Annotated in this window: 21 protein-coding genes; 8 read left to right on the forward strand and 13 right to left on the reverse strand. The window is 37.9% G+C overall.

What is annotated here, in order from left to right; genetic code table 11:
* Position 1 precedes the first annotated feature (1 nt).
* Complete coding sequence (locus tag DSM106972_RS40355; RefSeq protein WP_127085979.1) at positions 2–406, reverse strand: metal-sensing transcriptional repressor; 405 nt, start codon at positions 404–406, stop codon at positions 2–4.
* Between the two features lie 323 nt (positions 407–729).
* Between DSM106972_RS40355 and DSM106972_RS40360 the strand changes: the two genes are divergently transcribed.
* The gene (locus DSM106972_RS40360; protein ID WP_127085980.1) at positions 730–1,950 is read left to right on the forward strand and encodes an HhoA/HhoB/HtrA family serine endopeptidase; all 1,221 of its coding nucleotides are present in this window, start codon (positions 730–732) and stop codon (positions 1,948–1,950) included.
* Between the two features lie 175 nt (positions 1,951–2,125).
* Here DSM106972_RS40360 and DSM106972_RS40365 read toward each other — a convergent pair whose 3' ends face one another.
* On the reverse strand, positions 2,126–3,193 hold the full coding sequence (locus tag DSM106972_RS40365; protein ID WP_127085981.1) for a WD40 repeat domain-containing protein: 1,068 nt from the start codon (positions 3,191–3,193) through the stop codon (positions 2,126–2,128).
* Positions 3,194–4,143: 950 nt separating this feature from the next.
* Between DSM106972_RS40365 and lysS the strand changes: the two genes are divergently transcribed.
* The 5 genes from lysS to DSM106972_RS40390 all read left to right on the forward strand — a co-directional run bounded on the left by lysS (position 4,144) and on the right by DSM106972_RS40390 (position 8,281).
* Positions 4,144–5,670 carry a lysine--tRNA ligase gene (gene lysS / locus DSM106972_RS40370; RefSeq protein ID WP_127085982.1) on the forward strand — a complete coding sequence of 509 codons (1,527 nt, stop codon included), beginning with the start codon at positions 4,144–4,146 and terminating at the stop codon, positions 5,668–5,670.
* Positions 5,671–5,774: 104 nt separating this feature from the next.
* Complete coding sequence (locus DSM106972_RS40375) at positions 5,775–6,467, forward strand: hypothetical protein (RefSeq protein WP_127085983.1); 693 nt, start codon at positions 5,775–5,777, stop codon at positions 6,465–6,467.
* A 91-nt stretch (positions 6,468–6,558) separates the two neighbouring features.
* Entirely contained in the window at positions 6,559–6,981 is a 423-nt protein-coding gene (locus DSM106972_RS40380; RefSeq protein WP_127085984.1) for a hypothetical protein, read from the forward strand.
* Between the two features lie 134 nt (positions 6,982–7,115).
* The gene (locus DSM106972_RS40385) at positions 7,116–7,694 is read left to right on the forward strand and encodes an HdeD family acid-resistance protein (protein WP_127085985.1); all 579 of its coding nucleotides are present in this window, start codon (positions 7,116–7,118) and stop codon (positions 7,692–7,694) included.
* A gap of 344 nt (positions 7,695–8,038) precedes the next feature.
* Positions 8,039–8,281 (forward strand): hypothetical protein, encoded by a 243-nt coding sequence (locus DSM106972_RS40390; protein WP_127085986.1) that lies wholly within the window; start codon positions 8,039–8,041, stop codon positions 8,279–8,281.
* 56 nt (positions 8,282–8,337) lie between these two features.
* Here the strand turns inward: DSM106972_RS40390 and DSM106972_RS40395 are convergent, their stop codons facing one another.
* The 4 genes from DSM106972_RS40395 to DSM106972_RS40410 all read right to left on the reverse strand — a co-directional run bounded on the left by DSM106972_RS40395 (position 8,338) and on the right by DSM106972_RS40410 (position 11,702).
* Positions 8,338–9,093: a DUF4058 family protein gene (locus DSM106972_RS40395; protein ID WP_127085987.1), complete on the reverse strand. Its 756-nt coding sequence runs from the start codon at positions 9,091–9,093 to the stop codon at positions 8,338–8,340.
* A 152-nt stretch (positions 9,094–9,245) separates the two neighbouring features.
* The gene (locus DSM106972_RS40400; RefSeq protein WP_127085988.1) at positions 9,246–10,133 is read right to left on the reverse strand and encodes a hypothetical protein; all 888 of its coding nucleotides are present in this window, start codon (positions 10,131–10,133) and stop codon (positions 9,246–9,248) included.
* A gap of 3 nt (positions 10,134–10,136) precedes the next feature.
* The gene (locus tag DSM106972_RS40405) at positions 10,137–11,282 is read right to left on the reverse strand and encodes a GNAT family N-acetyltransferase (RefSeq protein ID WP_127085989.1); all 1,146 of its coding nucleotides are present in this window, start codon (positions 11,280–11,282) and stop codon (positions 10,137–10,139) included.
* 12 nt (positions 11,283–11,294) lie between these two features.
* Positions 11,295–11,702 carry a GNAT family N-acetyltransferase gene (locus tag DSM106972_RS40410; RefSeq protein ID WP_170213640.1) on the reverse strand — a complete coding sequence of 136 codons (408 nt, stop codon included), beginning with the start codon at positions 11,700–11,702 and terminating at the stop codon, positions 11,295–11,297.
* A gap of 485 nt (positions 11,703–12,187) precedes the next feature.
* Between DSM106972_RS40410 and DSM106972_RS40415 the strand changes: the two genes are divergently transcribed.
* The gene (locus DSM106972_RS40415) at positions 12,188–12,562 is read left to right on the forward strand and encodes a DUF4870 domain-containing protein (RefSeq protein WP_127085991.1); all 375 of its coding nucleotides are present in this window, start codon (positions 12,188–12,190) and stop codon (positions 12,560–12,562) included.
* Positions 12,563–12,685: 123 nt separating this feature from the next.
* Here the strand turns inward: DSM106972_RS40415 and DSM106972_RS40420 are convergent, their stop codons facing one another.
* The 4 genes from DSM106972_RS40420 to DSM106972_RS40435 form a co-directional block, all read right to left on the reverse strand.
* On the reverse strand, positions 12,686–13,105 hold the full coding sequence (locus tag DSM106972_RS40420) for a pentapeptide repeat-containing protein (protein ID WP_127085992.1): 420 nt from the start codon (positions 13,103–13,105) through the stop codon (positions 12,686–12,688).
* Between the two features lie 177 nt (positions 13,106–13,282).
* Positions 13,283–15,379 carry a GUN4 domain-containing protein gene (locus tag DSM106972_RS40425; protein ID WP_127085993.1) on the reverse strand — a complete coding sequence of 699 codons (2,097 nt, stop codon included), beginning with the start codon at positions 15,377–15,379 and terminating at the stop codon, positions 13,283–13,285.
* 114 nt (positions 15,380–15,493) lie between these two features.
* Positions 15,494–15,757 (reverse strand): ParE family toxin-like protein, encoded by a 264-nt coding sequence (locus DSM106972_RS40430; protein ID WP_127085994.1) that lies wholly within the window; start codon positions 15,755–15,757, stop codon positions 15,494–15,496.
* Entirely contained in the window at positions 15,754–15,984 is a 231-nt protein-coding gene (locus DSM106972_RS40435; protein WP_127085995.1) for a hypothetical protein, read from the reverse strand. Before DSM106972_RS40435 ends, DSM106972_RS40430 begins: the two co-directional genes overlap by 4 nt.
* Before the next feature lie 305 nt (positions 15,985–16,289).
* On the opposite strand from DSM106972_RS40435, the gene DSM106972_RS51795 reads away from it, so the two are divergent.
* A complete protein-coding gene (locus DSM106972_RS51795; RefSeq protein WP_158632959.1) occupies positions 16,290–16,430 on the forward strand; it encodes a hypothetical protein in 141 nt (46 codons plus the stop codon).
* 322 nt (positions 16,431–16,752) lie between these two features.
* On the opposite strand, the gene DSM106972_RS40445 is transcribed toward DSM106972_RS51795, so the two are convergent.
* From DSM106972_RS40445 to DSM106972_RS40455, 3 genes are all read right to left on the reverse strand, one after another.
* Positions 16,753–17,721: a protochlorophyllide reductase gene (locus DSM106972_RS40445; protein ID WP_127085996.1), complete on the reverse strand. Its 969-nt coding sequence runs from the start codon at positions 17,719–17,721 to the stop codon at positions 16,753–16,755.
* Between the two features lie 333 nt (positions 17,722–18,054).
* Positions 18,055–18,582 (reverse strand): HPP family protein, encoded by a 528-nt coding sequence (locus DSM106972_RS40450; RefSeq protein WP_127085997.1) that lies wholly within the window; start codon positions 18,580–18,582, stop codon positions 18,055–18,057.
* 484 nt (positions 18,583–19,066) lie between these two features.
* Complete coding sequence (locus DSM106972_RS40455; RefSeq protein WP_127085998.1) at positions 19,067–20,524, reverse strand: IS200/IS605 family element transposase accessory protein TnpB; 1,458 nt, start codon at positions 20,522–20,524, stop codon at positions 19,067–19,069.
* Between the last annotated feature and the right edge of the window lie 155 nt (positions 20,525–20,679).

Below are 20,679 nucleotides of genomic sequence, written 5' to 3' on the forward strand. Positions count from 1 at the left end.
ATTAAGGTAAAAATCTATCTAAGGCAGCTTTGAGTTGCTCGATTTCTGTTTCAATATTACCTTCTTTCGAGGCTCTAGAAATACACTCGCTTAAGTGTTCATCCAAAACGATGCGGGCTACTCGGTCTAAGGCACCACGCACAGCAGCAATTTGTAATAGTACATCTGGACAGGGACTATTTTGTTGTACCATTGTTTTTATGCCGCGAACATGTCCTTCAATTCGCGATAGTCGGTTTACAATACGTCTAAGAGACTCTTCGCTATGTACATGAGGATGGGCTGAGTGGTCATGTGAATGGTCATGTTGATCATGTTCGATTTTGAGAGAGGAAATATCCGAGACATTTTTTAGTGAATCAGAAACAGGCAAAGGTTCTTTTTTGAGTCGGTTGGTTCCATTCATGAGTAGTAAGCAAGAAGTGTTATTAAAATCAATCCTAGCCTAGATGCAAGCTAGAAAGTGGAATTACAAAGATGATAACTGTCAGGTGTAAAACCCGAATGGGCAAGTACGGATGTCTATAATAGCTTTTCCCTTACATTTACAAATAACTTTGATAATAAGTGGTTTATGCTGTACTGCTAGGAAAACTTATCCGTTTGTTGGAGCAAGAAGTGCAACCATTAGGCGCCTTTCTTCGTCTGTTTTCTAGAGATTTAAACCAATACGCGCGGTTTTCACACTCCCATCACTTTATTTATTGAACGAAAAATTAGGTTGTAGATATGCGATTTTCCAAACTACCTCGGTCACTCCGCCAATTTGGTACGCATGTATTAGCTATAATTATGGGGGTCATGCTAACAGTTGGCACCCTAAGCGTATCTCCTTCCATTGCTTCCCCTGTATCTAATGACACGGCGCCAGAATTAATGCCGGAGTTAGTAGCTCAACGTCCATCAAATGCGAACGCTGCTATTGGTAACAGTAGTTTTGTAACTGCCGCAGTTAACCGAGTTGGTTCGGCAGTTGTTCGTATTGATACTGAACGTACAGTTACACGACGTACTGCTGACCCTTTTTTTGATGACCCATTTTTCCGTCGCTTCTTTGGCGATAGTTTCCCACAACAGGCGCCGAGTCAACAGCAACGCGGTTTAGGTTCTGGTTTTATCATTGACAAAAGTAGATTAATTTTAACCAATGCCCACGTCGTCGATAAAGCTGATAGAGTTACAGTCAGACTCAAAGATGGTCGTACTCTACAAGGAAAAGTCCAGGGTGTCGATGAAGTTACCGATTTGGCGTTAGTAAAAGTTAATGCAGGCGCCGATTTACCAGTAGCAGCGTTAGGTTCATCTTCAGATGTACAAGTTGGAGACTGGGCGATTGCAGTAGGCAACCCTCTGGGACTAGATAACACAGTAACTTTAGGTATTGTAAGTACTTTACGTCGTACTAGTCGAGATGTTGGTATTGGTAATAAACGACTCGAATTTATTCAAACCGATGCAGCGATTAACCCAGGTAACTCTGGTGGACCACTTTTAAACGCACAAGGTGAAGTAATTGGTATTAACACTGCAATTCGCGGTGATGCAATGGGTATTGGATTTGCAATTCCTATCGACAGAGCAAAATCGATTGCCTCTCAACTTCAACGTGGTGAACAAGTTTCTCACCCGTTTATTGGTATTGGCATGGAAGATTTAACTCCCGAAACGGCAAGACAATTCAATTCAAATCCTAATTCTCCTATTCAAGTGCCAGAAGTTAATGGTATTTTAGTCGCGCGTGTTGTTCCTAACTCTCCTGCTGCTGCTGCGGGAATTCGTATTGGAGACGTTGTACTTCAAGTCGATGGTAAGCGTGTAACCAAAGGTGAAGATTTACTCAATATTGTTGAGCAAAGTCGCATCGGTCAAACTTTACAATTGAAAGTTCAGCGCGGTAGCCAAACACAGCAACTTTCTATACGTACCGCACAACTACAAGACCCTTCTTAAAGATTAGAAAAATCCCCCCAACCCCCCTTGATAAGGGGGGCTAAAAATGCCTCTTTTTCCCCCTTATTAAGGGGGGCTAGGGGGGATTCTTCTACAGTTTAAAATTAGTAAAGGGCGCAAAGCCAAAGCTTTACACCCTTCAAGTGATTATTAGCATGAATTATTTTTGGTATAATTAACCACGTTGCCAAACTTTAACGGCGCCATTAGCACCAGCACTTACTAGCATTTGGCCATCTGGACTAAACACTAATTTTTTAACGCTGGATTCATGTCCGGTAAGAGTTGTAATTTCTTCGCCAGTTTGTAAATTCCAAAGTTTAATGGTTTTATCGGCACAGCCCGAAGCAAGTACAGTACTATCACTGTTTATAGCTACAGAATATACTTCGTCGCTATGACCAACAATTACTCCAACAAACTCTCCGGTCTGCCAGTTCCACAACTTAATTTTTCCATCAGCACAACCACAAACAAATAGTCGTGTATCTGGACTAAACGCAATTGAGAATACTGGGGACTGCGCGTTGAAGGTCGCAATTTCAGTTTTTGTATTCAGATTCCACAGTTTTATGGTTTCGTCATAACTTCCACTCGCAAGAATTGCACCGTTACCACTAATTGCCAGAGCATTTACCCAATCGTCATGCTTGACAAAAGTAGCTGTTGCATGTTCTTCGTCTGCATTCCAAATTTGAACTGTTTTACCTCTGTCACCGGAAACGAAAGTTTTACCATCTGCACCGAACACTAGTGCATTTACTCCATACGCATGAGTAACATATTCACGAATTTGCTCACCACTAATAGTATTCCATAACTCAATACGCTGACTCAAACCAGTACTAATTAAGGTTTTGCCATCGGGACTAAAGGCAAGTGACTTTAAAATACCAGAGTTGCGCTTGATTGTATGAATTACTTCACCAGTCTGCAAATCCCACAGTTTAATCTCTATACTACCAGTCGCTAGCATTGTTCCATCGGGACTAAATGCTACTGCCTGCGAGTTTCTCAAAAAATTATGGATGCACTTCCAACTCGTAGCTCTAAGTAACGAAGCAGTTTTTTTAACTACCTCTACTGCTACTTCTGCTAATCCTAATGTTACCGTCTTCCCTGATGATTCCTGCACAGGCGATAACACAGCACTTTTAGCTGAAGCTTCTATTGAAGACACACGGTTTGCAGCACTTGCGGTGGATTCGGAAACAAAATTCGATATACGTGATGGTAAAAACATAGTCCCGCTCAAAAAATTTTAGTATTTGTGTTCTAGTAGGAGGGCGCCTATTTAAAGAGGCATTAAAAAGTGCTGCGAACACGGTAGACACAGGTTCAGTAACCTTGGGTACAAGCGCGCAACAGCTTGTTGGTAAAGGGTTGAGTGAGCAATCACTCGATAAATTCTCTACTTTTTGTCAACTTTCCGGCTTAAACATTACCGATTTCATGAACAAAAGTTAAAAACTGTGGATGAAAGTTGCTGTTTTTTAATTTTCTATGACAACCCTTAACTATATTTTCCATTCTAATGCAAGAAAATAAACATAACTTTATAAAATGTTAATAGTTAATGGTTAACATATGTTAATTTTATTGTTAATCTTTGTTAGTTAACAATAAATAATCAATTGCGCTTTGGTGAGCAATGCTACTGAAAATGTATGTAAACAGTAGTATCCAAGAGCAATAACAGCAAAATTCTCCTTTTTAACCTTGTTGATGATGACGTAGTATAAGCGTGTTTTTACGCTTGTCGAAATTTGATGCTAACTGAGTAACAATGTATAAATACTTACTCAAATTATTAAGAGATTATTAATTTTGCTCAGATATTCTAGCAGCAGCTAAAGGAAATACATAAGCAAAACAATTTAGGGAAACACCACAGCATCAATTTCACTTACGTTGTAGCTTATTAAAAGTACTCATGCCACTCGTAGTTATACGGAAGAGCAAAGGAATTTTGCTTTAAATTTGTTAACAATTAAAAGTCGAATCATTTACGCAAAAATCCAAGAAACCTGGTTTCCTGTTCGATGATTTGTAATAAAAACGACGATTTTGCGGTAAAAACCAGGTTTCTGAGACTTTTAAGTTTTATCTTTAGATAGCCAAGAAAGAATTTAAAATTCTGGTGGCGTATCGACGGTTCTATAATTGATTCTTGCCCTTAATAGTTCGTAAACCATGTCGGAAGAAGATATCCGTGCCACAAGGCTAGAGAAAGCAGAGCAGTTTAGACAGCTAGGAATAAATCCCTACGCTTATCGTTGGGAGTCAACCCACCATACAGCCCAGTTGCAACAAAAATTCGTTGACTTGCCAAGTGGCGAAGAAGCGGATGTTGAAGTTGCTGTTGCTGGACGTGTAATGGGGCGCCGCTTTATGGGAAAGCTGGCTTTTTGTACCCTTGAAGATGATACAGGTAAAATTCAACTATATATAGAGAAGCAAGTTATAGACGAAGGTATGGCTTCAACAATTCCCAATGCCTTCAAAACACTTGACAAACTTGTAGATGTGGGTGACATCATCGGCGTTAAAGGTACTATTAAACGAACTCAAAAGGGTGAATTGTCGGTATTTGTCAAGCAATTTAATATTTTGAGTAAATCTTTATTGCCTTTGCCCGACAAATGGCATGGGTTAACAGATATTACCAAGCGCTATCGTCAGCGATATGTTGACTTAATTGTTAACCCCGAAGTTAAACAAACTTTTCGGCGCCGTGCCCAAATTACGGCGGGTATTCGTCGCTATTTGGAAGAACGCGATTTTCTGGAGATTGAAACCCCAGTTTTACAAAGCGAAGCAGGAGGCGCCGACGCTAGACCGTTTATTACCTACCACAACACCTTAGAAATGGAGTTGTACTTACGTATCGCTACCGAGTTACACTTAAAACGGTTGATAGTAGGTGGGTTTGAAAAAGTTTTTGAAATGGGGCGGATTTTCCGCAACGAGGGTATTTCGACTCGTCATAATCCTGAATTTACATCCGTTGAAATTTACCAGGCATATGTTGATTATAACGACATGATGGATTTGACAGAAGGGGTTATTACCACCGTTGCTGAATCTGTTTTAGGAACCTTGAAAATCAACTATCAAGGACAGGAAATCGATTTAACACCACCGTGGCGCCGTGTGACAATGCATGATTTAGTCAAAGAAGCCACAGGTATAGATATCACTACTTGCAGTTTAGATGAAGCAAAAGGCGCCTTATTGAGTGCAGGTGTACCAAATGTAGACGAATGTAAATCGATAGGTAAGCTATTAAATTTGGCATTTGAAGAAAAAGTAGAAACAACTTTAATTCAGCCAACATTTGTAATAGACTATCCAGTTGAAATTTCACCTCTAGCAAAACCGCATCGTTCCAAACCAGGTTTAGTAGAACGGTTTGAATTATTTATAGTGGGAAGAGAAACAGCAAACAGTTTCTCAGAACTTACCGACCCCATCGACCAACGTCAACGCTTAGAAGCACAAGCAGCACGTAAAGCGGAGGGAGACTTAGAAGCACAAGGTGTAGATGAAGATTTTCTCACGGCCTTGGAATATGGAATGCCACCAACAGGAGGATTAGGTATAGGTATAGACAGATTAGTCATGCTACTTACCGACTCTGCGAGCATCCGTGACGTTATCGCATTCCCTCTCCTAAAACCAGAAAAACCCGACTCAGAAAAAGCTGAAACAGAAAAATAAATAACATTTGTAAGGGTGGGTTGAAAAGCCTACCCTTTTTTAAGTGTCCAAAAAATCTTAAAATCTCTTTCGAGCGTGAGTATTTCTCCAAGGAAAAGTGCAGAGTGCAAGCAACAGAGTTAAAAGAAAGGCTGAAATCATTGATAGAGTCAGCTTTTGAGGTAGATATGAATTTAGCAAGGAGGTTAGAGGAATTAAATCGTTGGGTAAAAAATGTCAAACCTGGTTTACTGACAGCCAAACCTTTGGTAAGTTTACTTTTGTTACAAATAATTCAAGATGCAGAAGCTTGGCTGATACTCCAATCAATGCCATCCGAAGAAGAACGACTTGCTGCGTTAAATGTCCTCAGTCCTGCATTAAGATATTGGTATAGTGACTTATTCCCCAAATGGTTAAACGAGAACGACCCCAAATTTTATGTTTGGAGACAGAAAATTATGGCGGGTGAGTTTACTCAAAAAGACGGCGCCTTGATAGAATCTGTGAGTTCGGAGATACAAAAACGTAATAGTGAAATTGTTCGACGCTATATAGCTGACTTATCGATGGCAACTGATATAATAGTTTGTAGTCGTTTCAAACCGCTTTGTGTACAACTCACAAGTCTAAGAGATGAACACTCACAATATAAATCGGATGAATGGGAAAATACACTACGTATATGGGCAATAGAAAGAGGGCTATTTTTGAGTTACAACCCCGCCACAAGTAACTATGTGAGTCAAATTGTAAATATAATAATATATAACAGCAATAATCTGGCGCCTGCTACTTATCTTAAATTTAACTTATAACCCCATGCCATCACACTAATTTTTTTTGATTCTAATTTCAAACACTTAAAACAATTATTACATTACTATTACTTAGAGAATAACAGTCATCATGGTAAATAAGCCCATTGACCGTCAGCAAAGACTAGAAAAGTTTGTGCAAGCTGTTTCTTCTGCCCAACAACTGCAAGATAATATAATTAGATATGGAATAAATGCCGCTTATCTATATTATGAAGATGTAGATAGAGACTGGTTATCAAAATGGGGAGACGATGACACACCATCAGAATTAATAACAAGTTTTCTCCTAAGTAATGATTTGGTAGCATTAAATTTACGAGATATGCTTCACGACAAATCAATTCCAGAAATATCTGATTACTTAGACAACTGCATGAATATTTCCACAGAAGAAAATAGAATATTTGCAGTTAAAGATTTACTGATAAGTAGTATCAACAATAAAAGTGGAATTGACTTATTAAATTTAGCGCAACAACTTGTAGATAAACTAGAACATATAATCAAATAACTTTGGATACATATATCAAATAATTCTTTCAGCAGATAAAATTATACCTACAGTTCTACCTTAGGGTGATGCAAAACACCCTCGAAATTACCTAGCCTTAAGGTTAAGGAATTTCAAGCAACAAGAAGGTATTTATGGTAGCTAACTCCAGCGAAATTAAAAAAAGTGTAAACGGTGCCCTCATATCAGGTATAGTACTAACAGTTCTGGGAATAGTAGGAATTGCATTACCAGTAGTATCTACAATATTTGCAGAGACTTGGGTAGCTTTAATCTTAATTACAGCAGGATTTACTAAATTAGTGTATGCCACCCAAACCCGTCATGAAGGTGGTTTCATCTGGAAGATTTTACTCAGCGCTTTATATATAGCAACAGGTATAATGCTATTTGTCTACCCATTAACAGGAATTTTAACTTTAACACTGTTACTTGGTAGCTTCTTACTAACCGAAGGCACATTCGAGTTAATTCTAGCATTCCGTATTCGTCCACAACAAAACTGGACATGGGCATTAGGTAATGGTATTGTCACTTTAATATTAGGCGCCTTAATATGGTTCCAATTTCCATATAACGCACCTTGGTTAATTGGTACAGGTCTAGGCGCCAGCATTTTAGCAACAGGTGTATCACGAGTAATGCTATCAATCAACGCACGTTCAGCATTAAACAGCGCAGACCAAAGTTTAGACCAAGGCGCCAGTGCGTAAGTAAAGAAGGTATAATTAGGGACGGGCAAGGATGCCCATCCCACAAGAATTATACTTCTCACTCCCTCCCTCCTGTCATGCTGAGGAACGTTAACGCAGTTTTCCCGCAGGGTAGCATCTCTCTTCTTTGTCATGCTGAGGAACGAAGCATCTTATGGTATATATTTACCACAGAGACACAGAGAGAAGAGAAAGAGATTTAAGATTGGCGCCTGCTTCCAAAAATAAATGATATAAAGTAATACTATTATATTAATCCCAAATTAAGTTACCTAGAAAAATCCGAAAAGCTCTTATCAAGTATTGTAAGTGTATACATATAATAGACTCAAACTACAAAACTTATGAGCGAACCTACATTTCACACAGTTGATTCTGAATCGCTTAAAAACATTACAATAGACCAAATACTAGCTCCAAAGAACCCGTTAGAAAAAGCAGACTACAATACACCTGTTCCGACGGAAGATAAAAGCATTCCTACTCAAGATAAAGATAACCATTATATCCGTATGGTTTATGGTTTAGATGCAACTCCTGTTCCTAAATTTAATAATAGTCATCGCGGTAAAATAGGCGGATGTTAAGGAATTAATATAGTTTACGAGTGGGTTGGATATCTGTATCCACCCATTTTATATTTCTATAAAATTATACTTCGTAACCAGGCTTCACTTTCTTTAGATAATTTAGGCGTACAACCTTTATTATAATCAATACCTAACTTAAACCTAGCGCGGTCATAAACTTTATGTAACAAAGATTGTAAATCTAAAACAGGTTCATTTTCACCACTACGTAACGGAATAGGAATAGCTGGTATAGGCTGTTGCAAATTAAAAGCGTATAATTCTGCTTTTGGACGTAGATAACTACGACTAATAATAATTCGATAATCAGAAGGAAAAGCGGCGCCCATTGTGAAAGCATTACCACCTCGTAATAAATCTATTTCAACTAAATGAGTTGCGCTGACTAAAATCTTTTGCCGTTTTTGTAAATAGGTACTACGCCCCTCACCCGCACGCTTATTTTTCGGCGATATTAGTTCAATAACTGTAATTACAGTTCCAGTAACAACTTCACGAATTTCTAAAAATCGCTCTTGTACTTCCTCAGCAATTGGGATTTCAATGGATATAGGTTGGGTAATTGGCTCTAAAGTCGCTATTTGTGTTGTGCTTTGTAAAGAAGTAGTAACAGATACATCTGGAATTCCAATTAACACATTATCACCGTCATCACTAAGGTAGACGCGCTTTTCTACTGCAACACGATAATCTTCACTAAGGCTATCATCCAGCGCATCAGCAATTGCCACAATCATACGACTGTGAAATTCTGACCAAAACTCTGGATTTTCTAGGTAAGGGTTCATGCCAGGTAGAGGTGAGGGCATGGCTGTATTATTTTTAATTGGTTTTATATTACTTATTTTAATCCAGTTTAATCACTATGATCTAATATACTGTAAAACTATTTTATTATTTTGACGGGCAAGATGCCCGTTCCACAAGAGGCAGTTCCACAAGAGGCAGTTCCACAAGACATTTAATTTGCTAGCCAGAGGGCTACATTTTTAACATAAGTATGGATATCATCTAGTGCGCGTGGTTCTGTTTTCATTCCATTTCCGGGTGGTTCATCTACAAAACTGGGGCAACCTTTTTCAATGTCCCAGTTATAATCTACTATGTGATGAAAGCTGGAGTTTGTGACGGCACGTCCTAAGTTATTTCCTTGGGCATCTTGATGATGGTCGATAGCTACTACTAAGTTAAAGTCACGTCCTGTTATTATACTTTTACTTTTTGCGATTACACGCGCGTATTTATTATTTGCAGGCGCCCCTATACCTCCTTCGTGTGGATGTGCTGGGAAGTATTCGATAGTTCCCGATGGTGAGTTGGGGTTTTTAAAAAGTTCGTGTGGTTCGAGTACGGTTATTTTTTGATAGTCACCGTTGGCACCAGAATGATAGTTGGGAAAGTTAATATAAGTTGTATAAGGGTCATCACGAGTTAAACGTGCTGTATCTGGGTCAGGGTTCTTGGTATGGAAGTAATGAGTATCACCTATATCTATTAACCCACACATCGAACATCCCATATCTTGATGGTCGCGTGTCGTTAAAATACCACCACCACGTTGACGAAATGCATTGATACCTGCTATGTCTTTTTCGGTTAATCCTTCACCAACATCTAAGGCAAATAACCAAAGTTCGTCAAAGTCAGATTGGTCAAGCGAGCTTAATATTGGGTCATTACCTTCAATATCTGTCACCCTGTCACGTCCAAATACTTCAAACAAAGCATTTCCAGATTCATCGCGTAACGATGCTAGATAATTTTGTAGCATTGAGAAACGCGCGATACTCCAATCGTCTTCGGTAGTTGGAATTGTGGTTTGCAAAAGAATGCGAATTGGTCTAAGCATTATTTACTCTCTTTGAGATAACGCACTTTTTCGATTTATTTTATATATATGAACTATTTTGTCGCACCATAGTGACTCTTTGACAAACTCCATGCCTATTTTTTGTAAAACTCTTACTGATGCTGTATTTTCTGGTTCCACAATACCTAGTAAATATTCTAGATTTAATGTATCAAATGCGTAACTTATACAACTACTAGCTGCTTCTGTTGCAAAACCCTGGCGCCAAAAATGTGAGTCAAATCGATAACCTAGTTCGTTTTCTAAATTATTATCTATTTCTTCTATTGCTATTCCGCAGTAACCAATTAATTTTCCTGTATTACGGTGAATTACTGCCCATTTCCCATACCCATGTTGTTGATATGAGTCTATATAACTTTTGATTTTGACTGCTGTTTCTTCGGTAGATATGGCGCCAGTAGGAGAAAAATGCATTACTTCTGGTTTACTTAGAATATACGCTAAGTCATCTACGTCTGACATTGTAAATTCACGTATAATTAAACGTGGAGTTTCAATAATTACCTGTATTTTATGCGTATTATCGATTAAATACTTGTCCAACCACTTGTTTTTTGAGCCTTGCCATAAAGTTAAAAGTAAAGCTATATGTAAAACAAGCGTTACTTGTGCATATGGTTGAATCGAGAAATCATAAATAGTTAACCAATCTCCTCGAAAACCTGTGAACGAAACAAGTGGATAGAAAATTAAAGAGTAAACTAACTGAGCAATAGCAAAAGTATAAAATAATTCTTTTAATGAAGGCTTTTTAACTAGAGGCAGTATTAATATAGCAATAATACCTAGTAAAATTGAAATTAAATTACCACTAAACGCTATCCACCAAATTTGGTCTGTGGTAAAATTACCAACAGGAACAACATAACCCCAAAAAAGGCGCCATTGAAACTCTCGAACTTGACCACCAAACAGCCAAGTTGCAATAGCATGTCCCAATTCATGAAAAAATACTCCGAATGGAATTAGTATAAAAGCTGCTGTTCGCTGAATTAAAAGCTTATCTTTTGCTGTTATAGAATCATCCCAAACAGAACTCCAAGTTTGTGATAAACGAATAATAGTATCAAGACTGATAATGCTGTAAAGTATAGAAATTAAATCGAATGATGAATTGCTAAACATAGATATACACCGTCAATGCTCGTTTCCATCATAAATCCACATCGCCTGACTATTTCCAGCTTTATTAAACCCACACTTCTCATAAAAAGCAATAGCTTCGCCATCTGCGACTAACATTTGCATATGGAAACCCTCGTACCTTCTCTTCAACATCTCTACCAAAGTTTTTCCTATTCCTTGCCCTTGATAGTCTGGATGTACTAGCAAATGAGGATAATAAACTACCAACGAACCATCAGAAATAGCATTTCCTACACCGACTAATTGTCTATCATCCCACGCGGAAACGAGATAATGCGAGTTTAGCAAAGCTTGATGTAATGAATGTGGCTTCATAACTGAAGACCAACGGTTAGCTTTGTACAACAGAACAACCTGTATCATTTCAATATCCCGCGTTTCAGAAAATACAATAGTCATAAATTTATTTATACAGGCAGTCATTAAAGGAAATTACACATAAAACGGGTTTGACAAAATCACAACAGGAAGTCTGTGTATAATTTAAATCCACCTCGCATACAGTAATTATGATGCATCTGCTGAAAAACATCTGTTAATCGCAAACCGGGCTATATTAAACCTTATAAATTATTTCCGCAAGATTTGTGGTGACTTGATGTTCAAATTAGTACTTTTGTAACAAAAAGTTAACTTGTTGTGGGATGGGAGTCCATATATCTGGGCGGGCGCTCCACAAGATGATAAATTGAATTAAAGAAAGTTCCTCAATAGTTCGGTAAACCTCATCAACTCTTCAAGCACTGGCGAAGAAATAGCGTAGAAAATTAAGCAACTGTAAGCAAAAGCGACAAAAACAGCTAGAGTACGGTAAGCTCATAACGCGCGTTTATATAAACGATTGTTACAATCAAAGTAAGAAAACAAGTAGAGGAGCAACCAGGATGCAAACGTCATACGGTTTTGATAAGCGTAAACTGTTGTCTTGCCTGTCTCATGGAGCGATTTTCTTAAGTACAACGTTTTTATCAGTGGGTATTCCGATTGCAATTTACTTTGTTTCGGATGACCCAGTAGTTAGGAACAACGCTAAAGAGTCAATAAACTTTCACTTTAATGTTTGGTTCTGGGCAACTGTGATTGGTGTGCCCATTGGTATTTTATCTTTTATTACTTTTGGTCTTGGTGGAATTTTATTCTTTCCAGTAGTTGCGCTTGGCTTTGCAATACACTGGGGTTTAACTATCATCGCGCTGCTGCACTGTATTGGTAATGCCGATGAACCATTCCGTTACCCATTTATTTTTAGAGTATTTTAGTTGATTTTTAGAGAATTGTCATGCTGAACGTAGTGAAGCATCTTTGATATACAGTCATATTATAGATTCTTCGCTGCGCTCAGAATGACAGTTTATGCCTATTTAATGACAGTTTATGCCTATTTACTTATACATATTTCCATCAGGCATTATGGCGCCGTCCCATGTTGCTCCAATAGTATATGCTCCGTAAAGGTTTGCTTCGAGTAATTCTGCTGCCGTTAAATCTGCATCTATTAAATGCGCCATTTTTAATTCTGCTTTCTTTAATACAGCACCGGTAAGTTTCGCTTCATATAATTTTGCGCCACTTAGATTTGCACCGCTTAGGTCGGCGCCACTTAGATTTGCACCAACAAGTGACGCTTCGGTTAAATCAGCACCTATTAAGTTTGCTTGACTTAAATCTGCTTCACAAATCGTGGCGCCGTGTAAATTTGCCCCACTCAAATCCACACCGTTGAGATAACTACCAATCAGATTTACGCCTTTAAAATTCCTTTCACCTGATTTGTATCTCAATAAAAGTTCGTCGATACTCATAACACTCTGATTAAAACTTGTTTTATTAGATTCACTAATATTTTAACATTTAACTGTAATTATTGTTACTTATCGTTTAATTGAAAAAGTTTTATACTATTCTAAATCTAAAATCCAGCGATTTATTTGTACAACTAATAACATATAAATATTATTTTCATAATTTAGTTTCACTCTCTAATCATTATCTAATCGACTAAAAAAACACACACATTGTTGCCACCAGCGAGCTGTTAAAATCATGCTATTCATTTCCCATATTCCCAAAAGCTTTATTCTCCAAGGGTTTTCTATAAAGCTAAAAAACGGTAAATGACCAAAAGCAGCATCTAAACTAAAATTCAAATCATCATAGTCTAACCAGTTATCTTTAAGTCTCCAACCTACACGGGTTGCAAAATCGATACCTGTTTCACCAAATTTGACATTATCTTTACCAATGACCATTGCTAAAACATAATCGTTAGGTTTGGTTGATTTTAAAGTTTCCCAAATTTGCTTCTGAACACTAAAACCAAAACGTCCACCGCTATACTTTACCCAAAGACTATCAATAATATAAATGTCTTCACAAGGTAAATTATTAATATCTTCTAGCTTGAGATAGATGTTTTGATGAGCAAGCTCAAGTAAAATATGCGTTGTTTCATTATTTGCTTCTTGCCATTTCCCAGATTTGAGTAAATCGTGTAATTTTTGGTAATTGGCGCCAAAATTTAAAGATATGTCTTCTATATTTACTTTGTCTGTGAACAATGTTTGATTTAGCAGAATTTCAATAATGCCTTTTGTTCCCCATAACCAAAAGTATGGTTTAATATTTGATGAAGCTAACTCGATTTGTAATTGAGTAATCCAACTTGCTGCCGTTAACCCTGATGCTTGGCGCCTTTGTTTTAAAGTAGTAAGTAGAATATTTGTGAATTGTTCTAAATTTTCCCCAGGTGATGCGGCAATTACACATTGTCCTTTATTATTATGATGTAGAGACGTTACATGTAACGTCTCTACCCATTCCCGCACCATATTTGGGCAATCTAAAATAATAATTTGTTGCAGATTTGGTATTTTTTGCAACTGTTTTTTCAACCACGAACGAGTCATCTTTAAAGTTGGCGATAATTCGAGCAATGTTTCACCATCGGATGTTTTTTCAATACTCGCACGTAAATACAACAAAACGGCGCCATGTTCCAATTCCAATAGTTTAGTTATACTAGAACGTAAATCAGCCGATGTTGCAGGTTGAAATAGATAGTCCACGTCAAAACCACCATCAGCACGTAGTATTTTAATAATCCCTTGACAAGCATCACTCTTGTGAAGTCCTTCAATAACTAAAGCTTTTCGCAAAGGATGCTGTTTACCTTTACTACTTTTCAAACCCAAAATTAATTGTCCTACCCCTTCAACTATTCGCTTAGGAGTTTGCAAAGAATATTCTTGATAAGCTTGAGTAATTCCAATACTTCGGTTCTGCTGGTTAATTAATCTTAATTGTTGATTTGTCTTATCTATATATGAGAGCGTTTGCTGATAAACATACTTATATAAACCATCTGCATCTATTACACCTTGTGCATCTGCCGCATCACCAAGCAACCCTTGCATGAGATAATACGTAAATAATCCATGTTCCAACTCTGAAAATTCCCAAGATAGCTGGTCTTGGTCACAAGATAGTAAAGCATAAAATCCTTTACTTTTAGCCGCACGTTGTCGCAACAAGTTTACCAGCTGGTTCGTAGGATTTTCTTCGTTTTCATTATCTCCTTTGGCGCCAAATAAAGTCATCCCTCCACTGTGACAAGCATCTAACCAAACCACCTGCTGCTGTGCTGGACAAGTTTCGAGGGTTTGTAACAATTCCTGTAGACTTAAACCCGTGGCGCCTAAAGTGTCCTTATGCGTATCTTGTAAACAAAGAACTACACGCTCGCTACTATCAATAATTCCATGCCCAGAAAAGTAAAATATTACCGTATCTTGAGGTTTTGCCGAGGTAGCAATTTTTCGTAAACTGGCACGAACTGCTTCTAAGTATGGAACTTCTAAAGCAAAATCATGATGAACTATAACTTGCTTCTGTGGAAATGCTTGTGTAGCCTGTTGTAAAGCATCTGCTAAACCCTGACAATCTTGAGCCGAATAATTTAAACAAGGTATTTGCTTATCTTGGTATTGATTTACACCTATTAACAACTGCCATATTTTGGCGGCGCCTGTTTCTAAAGCATTAATTGAGTTACTGATACGAATAGCTACAGGACACATTTTAGAAGCGCAAAAGTAAGGTGTACAGTTTAATTATGGATTGTCAACCCAGTAAAAAAACAATTTTGTGGAATGGGCATCCTTGCCCGTTCTATATACTTAATATTAAATTAACTAACCAAAAAAATTATCATAATCATCATGATTGCCAATCCAGAACCATGTCACAGTATCACCATCTAAAATGCCAACTGCTCTATACATTATGGTTATTCGGACAGACCAAACATTGTCTTTTTGATTAATGCACTTAAAACGTAAAGATGGATGAAAGGGATTCTCTCTCCATAGGTAGTAAGCTTTTTTTGCGCTACGTTTCGTACTGCTATCAAGAGTAAAATATTCTTCCCAAAAGGATGGAAGAGTAATAGATTTCATAGCTTATCGTAGTCCATCGGCTCCGCAAGTCCTTCCGCTATTTGTTGTCTCGCACGTTTAGCAGCTGCCGAAAGTTTCGATTGTGTTTTTGCAAAAGTCTTATCCCATTTTAGCTCGTCTTCTAGGTCAAGAATATATTCTCGAAGATGCTCTGCAACACGGTTTTGTGTATCTTCCGGTAATGATTCCATCATCTTAATAACAGTGGCAATCGCGTTTGATGACATAGCTTGCTGTGTTTAATAACTTTTCATTTATACTCTAACACTGCTGCTATTTTACTCACGTTACATCAAAATAATTCTAATAGAAGTCGTTGACACAGAAGCCAGCGCGGCGTACTTCTAGCAACACAAATACCGTGGTTGTGCAGTAATCTCAGAGACTATCAACGGTTTAATCAGCTTGAATGGGATTTTGCTAATACACACGGCGCCCTTGCGTGGGCAAGATGTTTTTAATTTTCGCGTCCTACCTGCTCTGGATAAAGATGCGTAGCTAGAAGGCGCCAATTTCTAAAAAAGAAGTTGATTTGCAGTCAAAATCAGAAATTGTTGAGAAGTTAATACAGATACGTCAAGAGATTGTAAATTATGGTACACCTTTACTGACAGATGCAGAAATAGATATGGAAGTTGCAGAACGACGTGGAGGCTATCAGGAAACAGAATGATTCGGACATTTCTTGATGCAGGAGTATTAATTGCCGCTACTCGTGGTGAGGTGCAGTAAAATTTCTTACCCATGAAAAACCTGAAAAATCAATTTACCGCACAAAAAGCATTCAAGTTATTTCTATGCGTCCAGCGTCGAACTAAACTCTCTCTATCGAAGGTGCATTATACTCAGCCAAAGCACTTTCAAATAAAAAATATTCAAAATTTTATTGTGGGGTTTATTGTGGGGTGGGTGTCCCCGCCCGCCCTGAGTCTGGAACGGGCAAGGATGCCCATTCCACTCTTAGATGAGCATTTTACAAGAGTTTTTACACAGTGTTATGCGAGTCCGACTAGTTTTTCAGTGAGTTCCCACATGCGTTTTGCTGTTGTATCGTCTGTGGCTTTTTCTGAAAGTTCTTGTACGAAGGACTGGCGCCCTTCTTTTTGACGGTTGCCCCAACTCCAATGGGCGCCAGATTGGTTAAACTCTGGGTCAGCAACGACTTGTGCGACTCGTTCACCAGATAGTTCCTGAGAAACATATCCTCCTGTAATGTTTTTTTGGAACCAAGGGAATATTTTTTGGAATAGTGGGTAGCTGTTGCGGAATAAAGGTGTGTCAGCTACGCATCCTGGATATAGCGAACTAAAAGTAATGCCTGTAGAGTCGTGATAACGTTTGTGTAATTCGCGCACGGTAATCATGTTACATAACTTGCTATCTTTGTAAGCTTTACCTGCTTTGAATTGCTTACCGTCTATCATACTAATAGGCGCCTTAAACCCAGCTTCTAATCCCTTTAAGTCTCCCAAATCTGCTGGCGCCGGAATAGGTATCTTTCCTCCCAACTCTTTAGAATTCGCTGTTACTGTTCCTAAAATAACCAGTCTTGGCTCTTTGGCGCCTGAATTTTTCAAATCTTCCAGCATCAAGTTACACAGCAGGAAGTGTCCAAAATGGTTTGTGGCAACGCTTAACTCGTAACCATCTGGACTATACAATGGTTCCTTCAACAAAGGCATATACACAGCAGCGTTACATAGCAATGCATCCAGCGATTTGCCAGTTTCTCGAAAACTGTTTACAAACGTCCGTACACTGTTTAAGCTGCCTAAGTCGAGATGAATAACTCTGTAGCTGTCCTTTGGCATTCCCAAAGAAACTGCTGCTTGTTCTGCCTTTTCTAAATTTCGACACGCCATTATCACGTACCAACCACGTTTAGCCAGCGCATTCGCAGCGTGCAAACCTACTCCCGAAGAGGCGCCTGTAATGATTACCGTGGGTTTTTGACCTTCTACCATTTGTTAAAACCTCATCAAAACAGAATTAAATTTTTTCACTATTTCTAGAATCTCATGCGATGTTCGCAATTCGTCAAACAAAAATAATTATCGTGAAATGATAATAAAAGATTCTACATAAGTTATTATTAAAAATTTATATTTTTTAATTATTCTCGCAGATGCGTATAAGTTGAAAACAAGCAATGGTAGGCATTAAGCTGTTTTGTGGCATTATTTCTATGTTAGTATTTATCAAATTAAATTTACAAAACTTTGTTAAGGAATGTTAACTAATACAAATCCCTGGCAACGGATTACAACGGATGTAACGGATGATTAGTTTTTTAATTATTAAATCCAATGTTTGGGGTAAGTTCTTTTTGCTACTAAATTATTGAAAGCATATGTGCAGGAGAGTATAATTATTGACCCTGCTAAGACTGGAGCAAATAGAAATCCCCACGAAGCGTGACTCATTGCTCCAACTAGTGCTACTGCTCCACCTGGTGGATGAAGTGTTTTTGTTAGCAGCATTAATTTAATTGCTACTGCAACAGAAGCTGCTTGAACCCACGGAGCTGACCCAAATAAATGAACCAAAATAATACAGGTTAAAGCTCCGAGAATATTCCCTCCGATTACGTTACGAGGTTGTGCAAGAGGACTTTCTGGTACCGCATATAACAGTACTGCACTTGCTCCGAAAGGCGCCGCTATTAATGGATAGTTTGTATGTAATGATAGGTATACAAGAGATGCTATACCTAAAAAGCTGCCTATGCCTGAGAGTAAAATCTGTCTATAGGAGAAGCTTGGCTGATGTACAGAACTTCTATAGAGTTTTAAAAAATATCGTTTTACTTTATCTGACTTTTGCATAAATATTGCCATTGCCTAAATCGCTCACGGGGGCGCCTTCATTGGTTGATGGTGCGTGATTTCCTTTGTATTCTGTCATGATAACTTAATATTTGAATCAAATGTAGCTAAATATACAGAATTACTGTTTGACTTTATTGATAGCAATAATAATTAGAAGCAATGCTAGCCAATACTACATTACAACCAGTTTGTAGATTCACTGCGGGCTTGCCTGTCTACACCTAAAGAGCGCATTGAGCAGCACTATACTAGACTTAAAAGAAGTAACAACTTCATCCAAATCTATAAATGTGAGTAATCAGCATGTGGTATGAGTAATTCGGGATAAACCGGACACTCGCTTTGTGATCCTGTTTGATACACCAATCAGAAAGACGACGGAACTAGCCGCTACTTTATACGATGGTATCTCGTTACCCTTCGGGTCAACCAGTTTGCCACGACGGAAACCGACCGTGGCAACAGGTTGACCGATGTAACACTACGCACAAGACCAGGCAGGAATCACCACTTTCCCTTTACCCACAGGCTCCGGTAGCCAAACAACACAACCTCTGGGCAAACCTGCATTTTTAAAAACTACAGGCTTTTCAAATTTTGCAGCCAGGTATTTTAAACCAATGTTTCTAGCTGCATTTTCACCAGAACATAATATTTTACCATCTGGCGTTTTAACTAATTTTCCTAAACCTGAATCACTCCATAAATAAAGGTTAAGTACACCAACTTGTGAACCTCTTAAACATTTACCACCATTGTGCGAATCCGTAATGCTAGTAAATGCTGGGTTAACTCTAACAGTATAAATAGAGTGCCTGTTTAAAGCTTTCTGCTCAACTCGTTTTTGTATTTTCTTTGCAACCCAAAACGAACGTTTTATGTTGCTTCGACGCGAGTACTTACCACGTTGAGGCTTTAAAGTTTTGAGATTTTCAAAAACAATTACATTACAATTGTGGTCATTAGCAATTTCCACAATTGAGTGTGATATTGTTTCAATAAGTTCCTTTTCTAAATTTTTAATTCGCTGCCATAACTTGGAACATAAGTTTTCAGGAGGCAACACGCCCAACTCTGTTTTAGTATTAGTCAAACTTTTTGCTTTGGCAATCTTACCTAGATAGCGCTTCCTAAGATGATGGAGTCGATTGTTTCCTTTTATCCGTAGATTGGCTAACTCTACAACAACGCTCGTATCTTCGTACCCTTCTAATACCTTGCCTACAACTATCGGGTCGTCTAAGTTGAGATCAATGCTTAGAACTCGGAGCTTACCATAAGCTTTTATATAGTCTACTAACTTTCCTTTTGATAGCGTATTTTTCTGAATTACCCAAACAAGTTTTAGTCTACTTTCATCATAAATTAAAGAGAAAGTTCCTTTGACGTAATCAGGTGGTAATTCACGACACTTATAACTAACTTTCTGAAATTGCCATGTTTTTCCTGTCCAAAGTTTTACAACTAGGGTGTCTCCAGTATCGTCTTTAAACATACCTGAATAAACCTGAATTGGAAAATTAGTGGATTGTGGTAAAATTGGCGGTTTGCCTGCCTTCTTTTTTAACCTTGTACGTTTTTTGAGTGTATGACAGGTCTTTGACCTTTCAATTCGTTTCATCCATCGCTCAAAATTCGTGTACCAAGACTTGACAACACCTGCAGCTTTTTTTATTGCAGCACGTCTCAGGTCTTGAGGAATACGAGCAGCACTAAGAACTGGCTCGCTAGTTATTCGTTTTTCATAAACATTGTAAAGCGAATCTGAGGATGTGGAAAGAAATAATTTTAGATTCGATGACATTTGAGAAACATAAAACATCACACAGTCGTTGAACAGTAACTGTGTCAGCTTAACATACTCAGGTGTTGCTGTTTCTACAGTTGCTAAAATTGACTCGTTGATTTGAAAGTGACCTTTTTGTTTCTTCAATGCCATATATTAACCACCTCTCTATTTAGCAATATTTATTTAGATATTTATAAGTATATATTTTTTTGACAAAAAAACAATATTTATCTAATATTTAAATATCTGATTGAAGTTGCCAAGAATTGATAAGTTTTATTAATTTTTAATGAAAGGGCACTTGT

It is taken from the genome of Dulcicalothrix desertica PCC 7102 (assembly GCF_003991905.1).
Taxonomy (GTDB): Bacteria; Cyanobacteriota; Cyanobacteriia; order Cyanobacteriales; family Nostocaceae; genus Dulcicalothrix; species Dulcicalothrix desertica.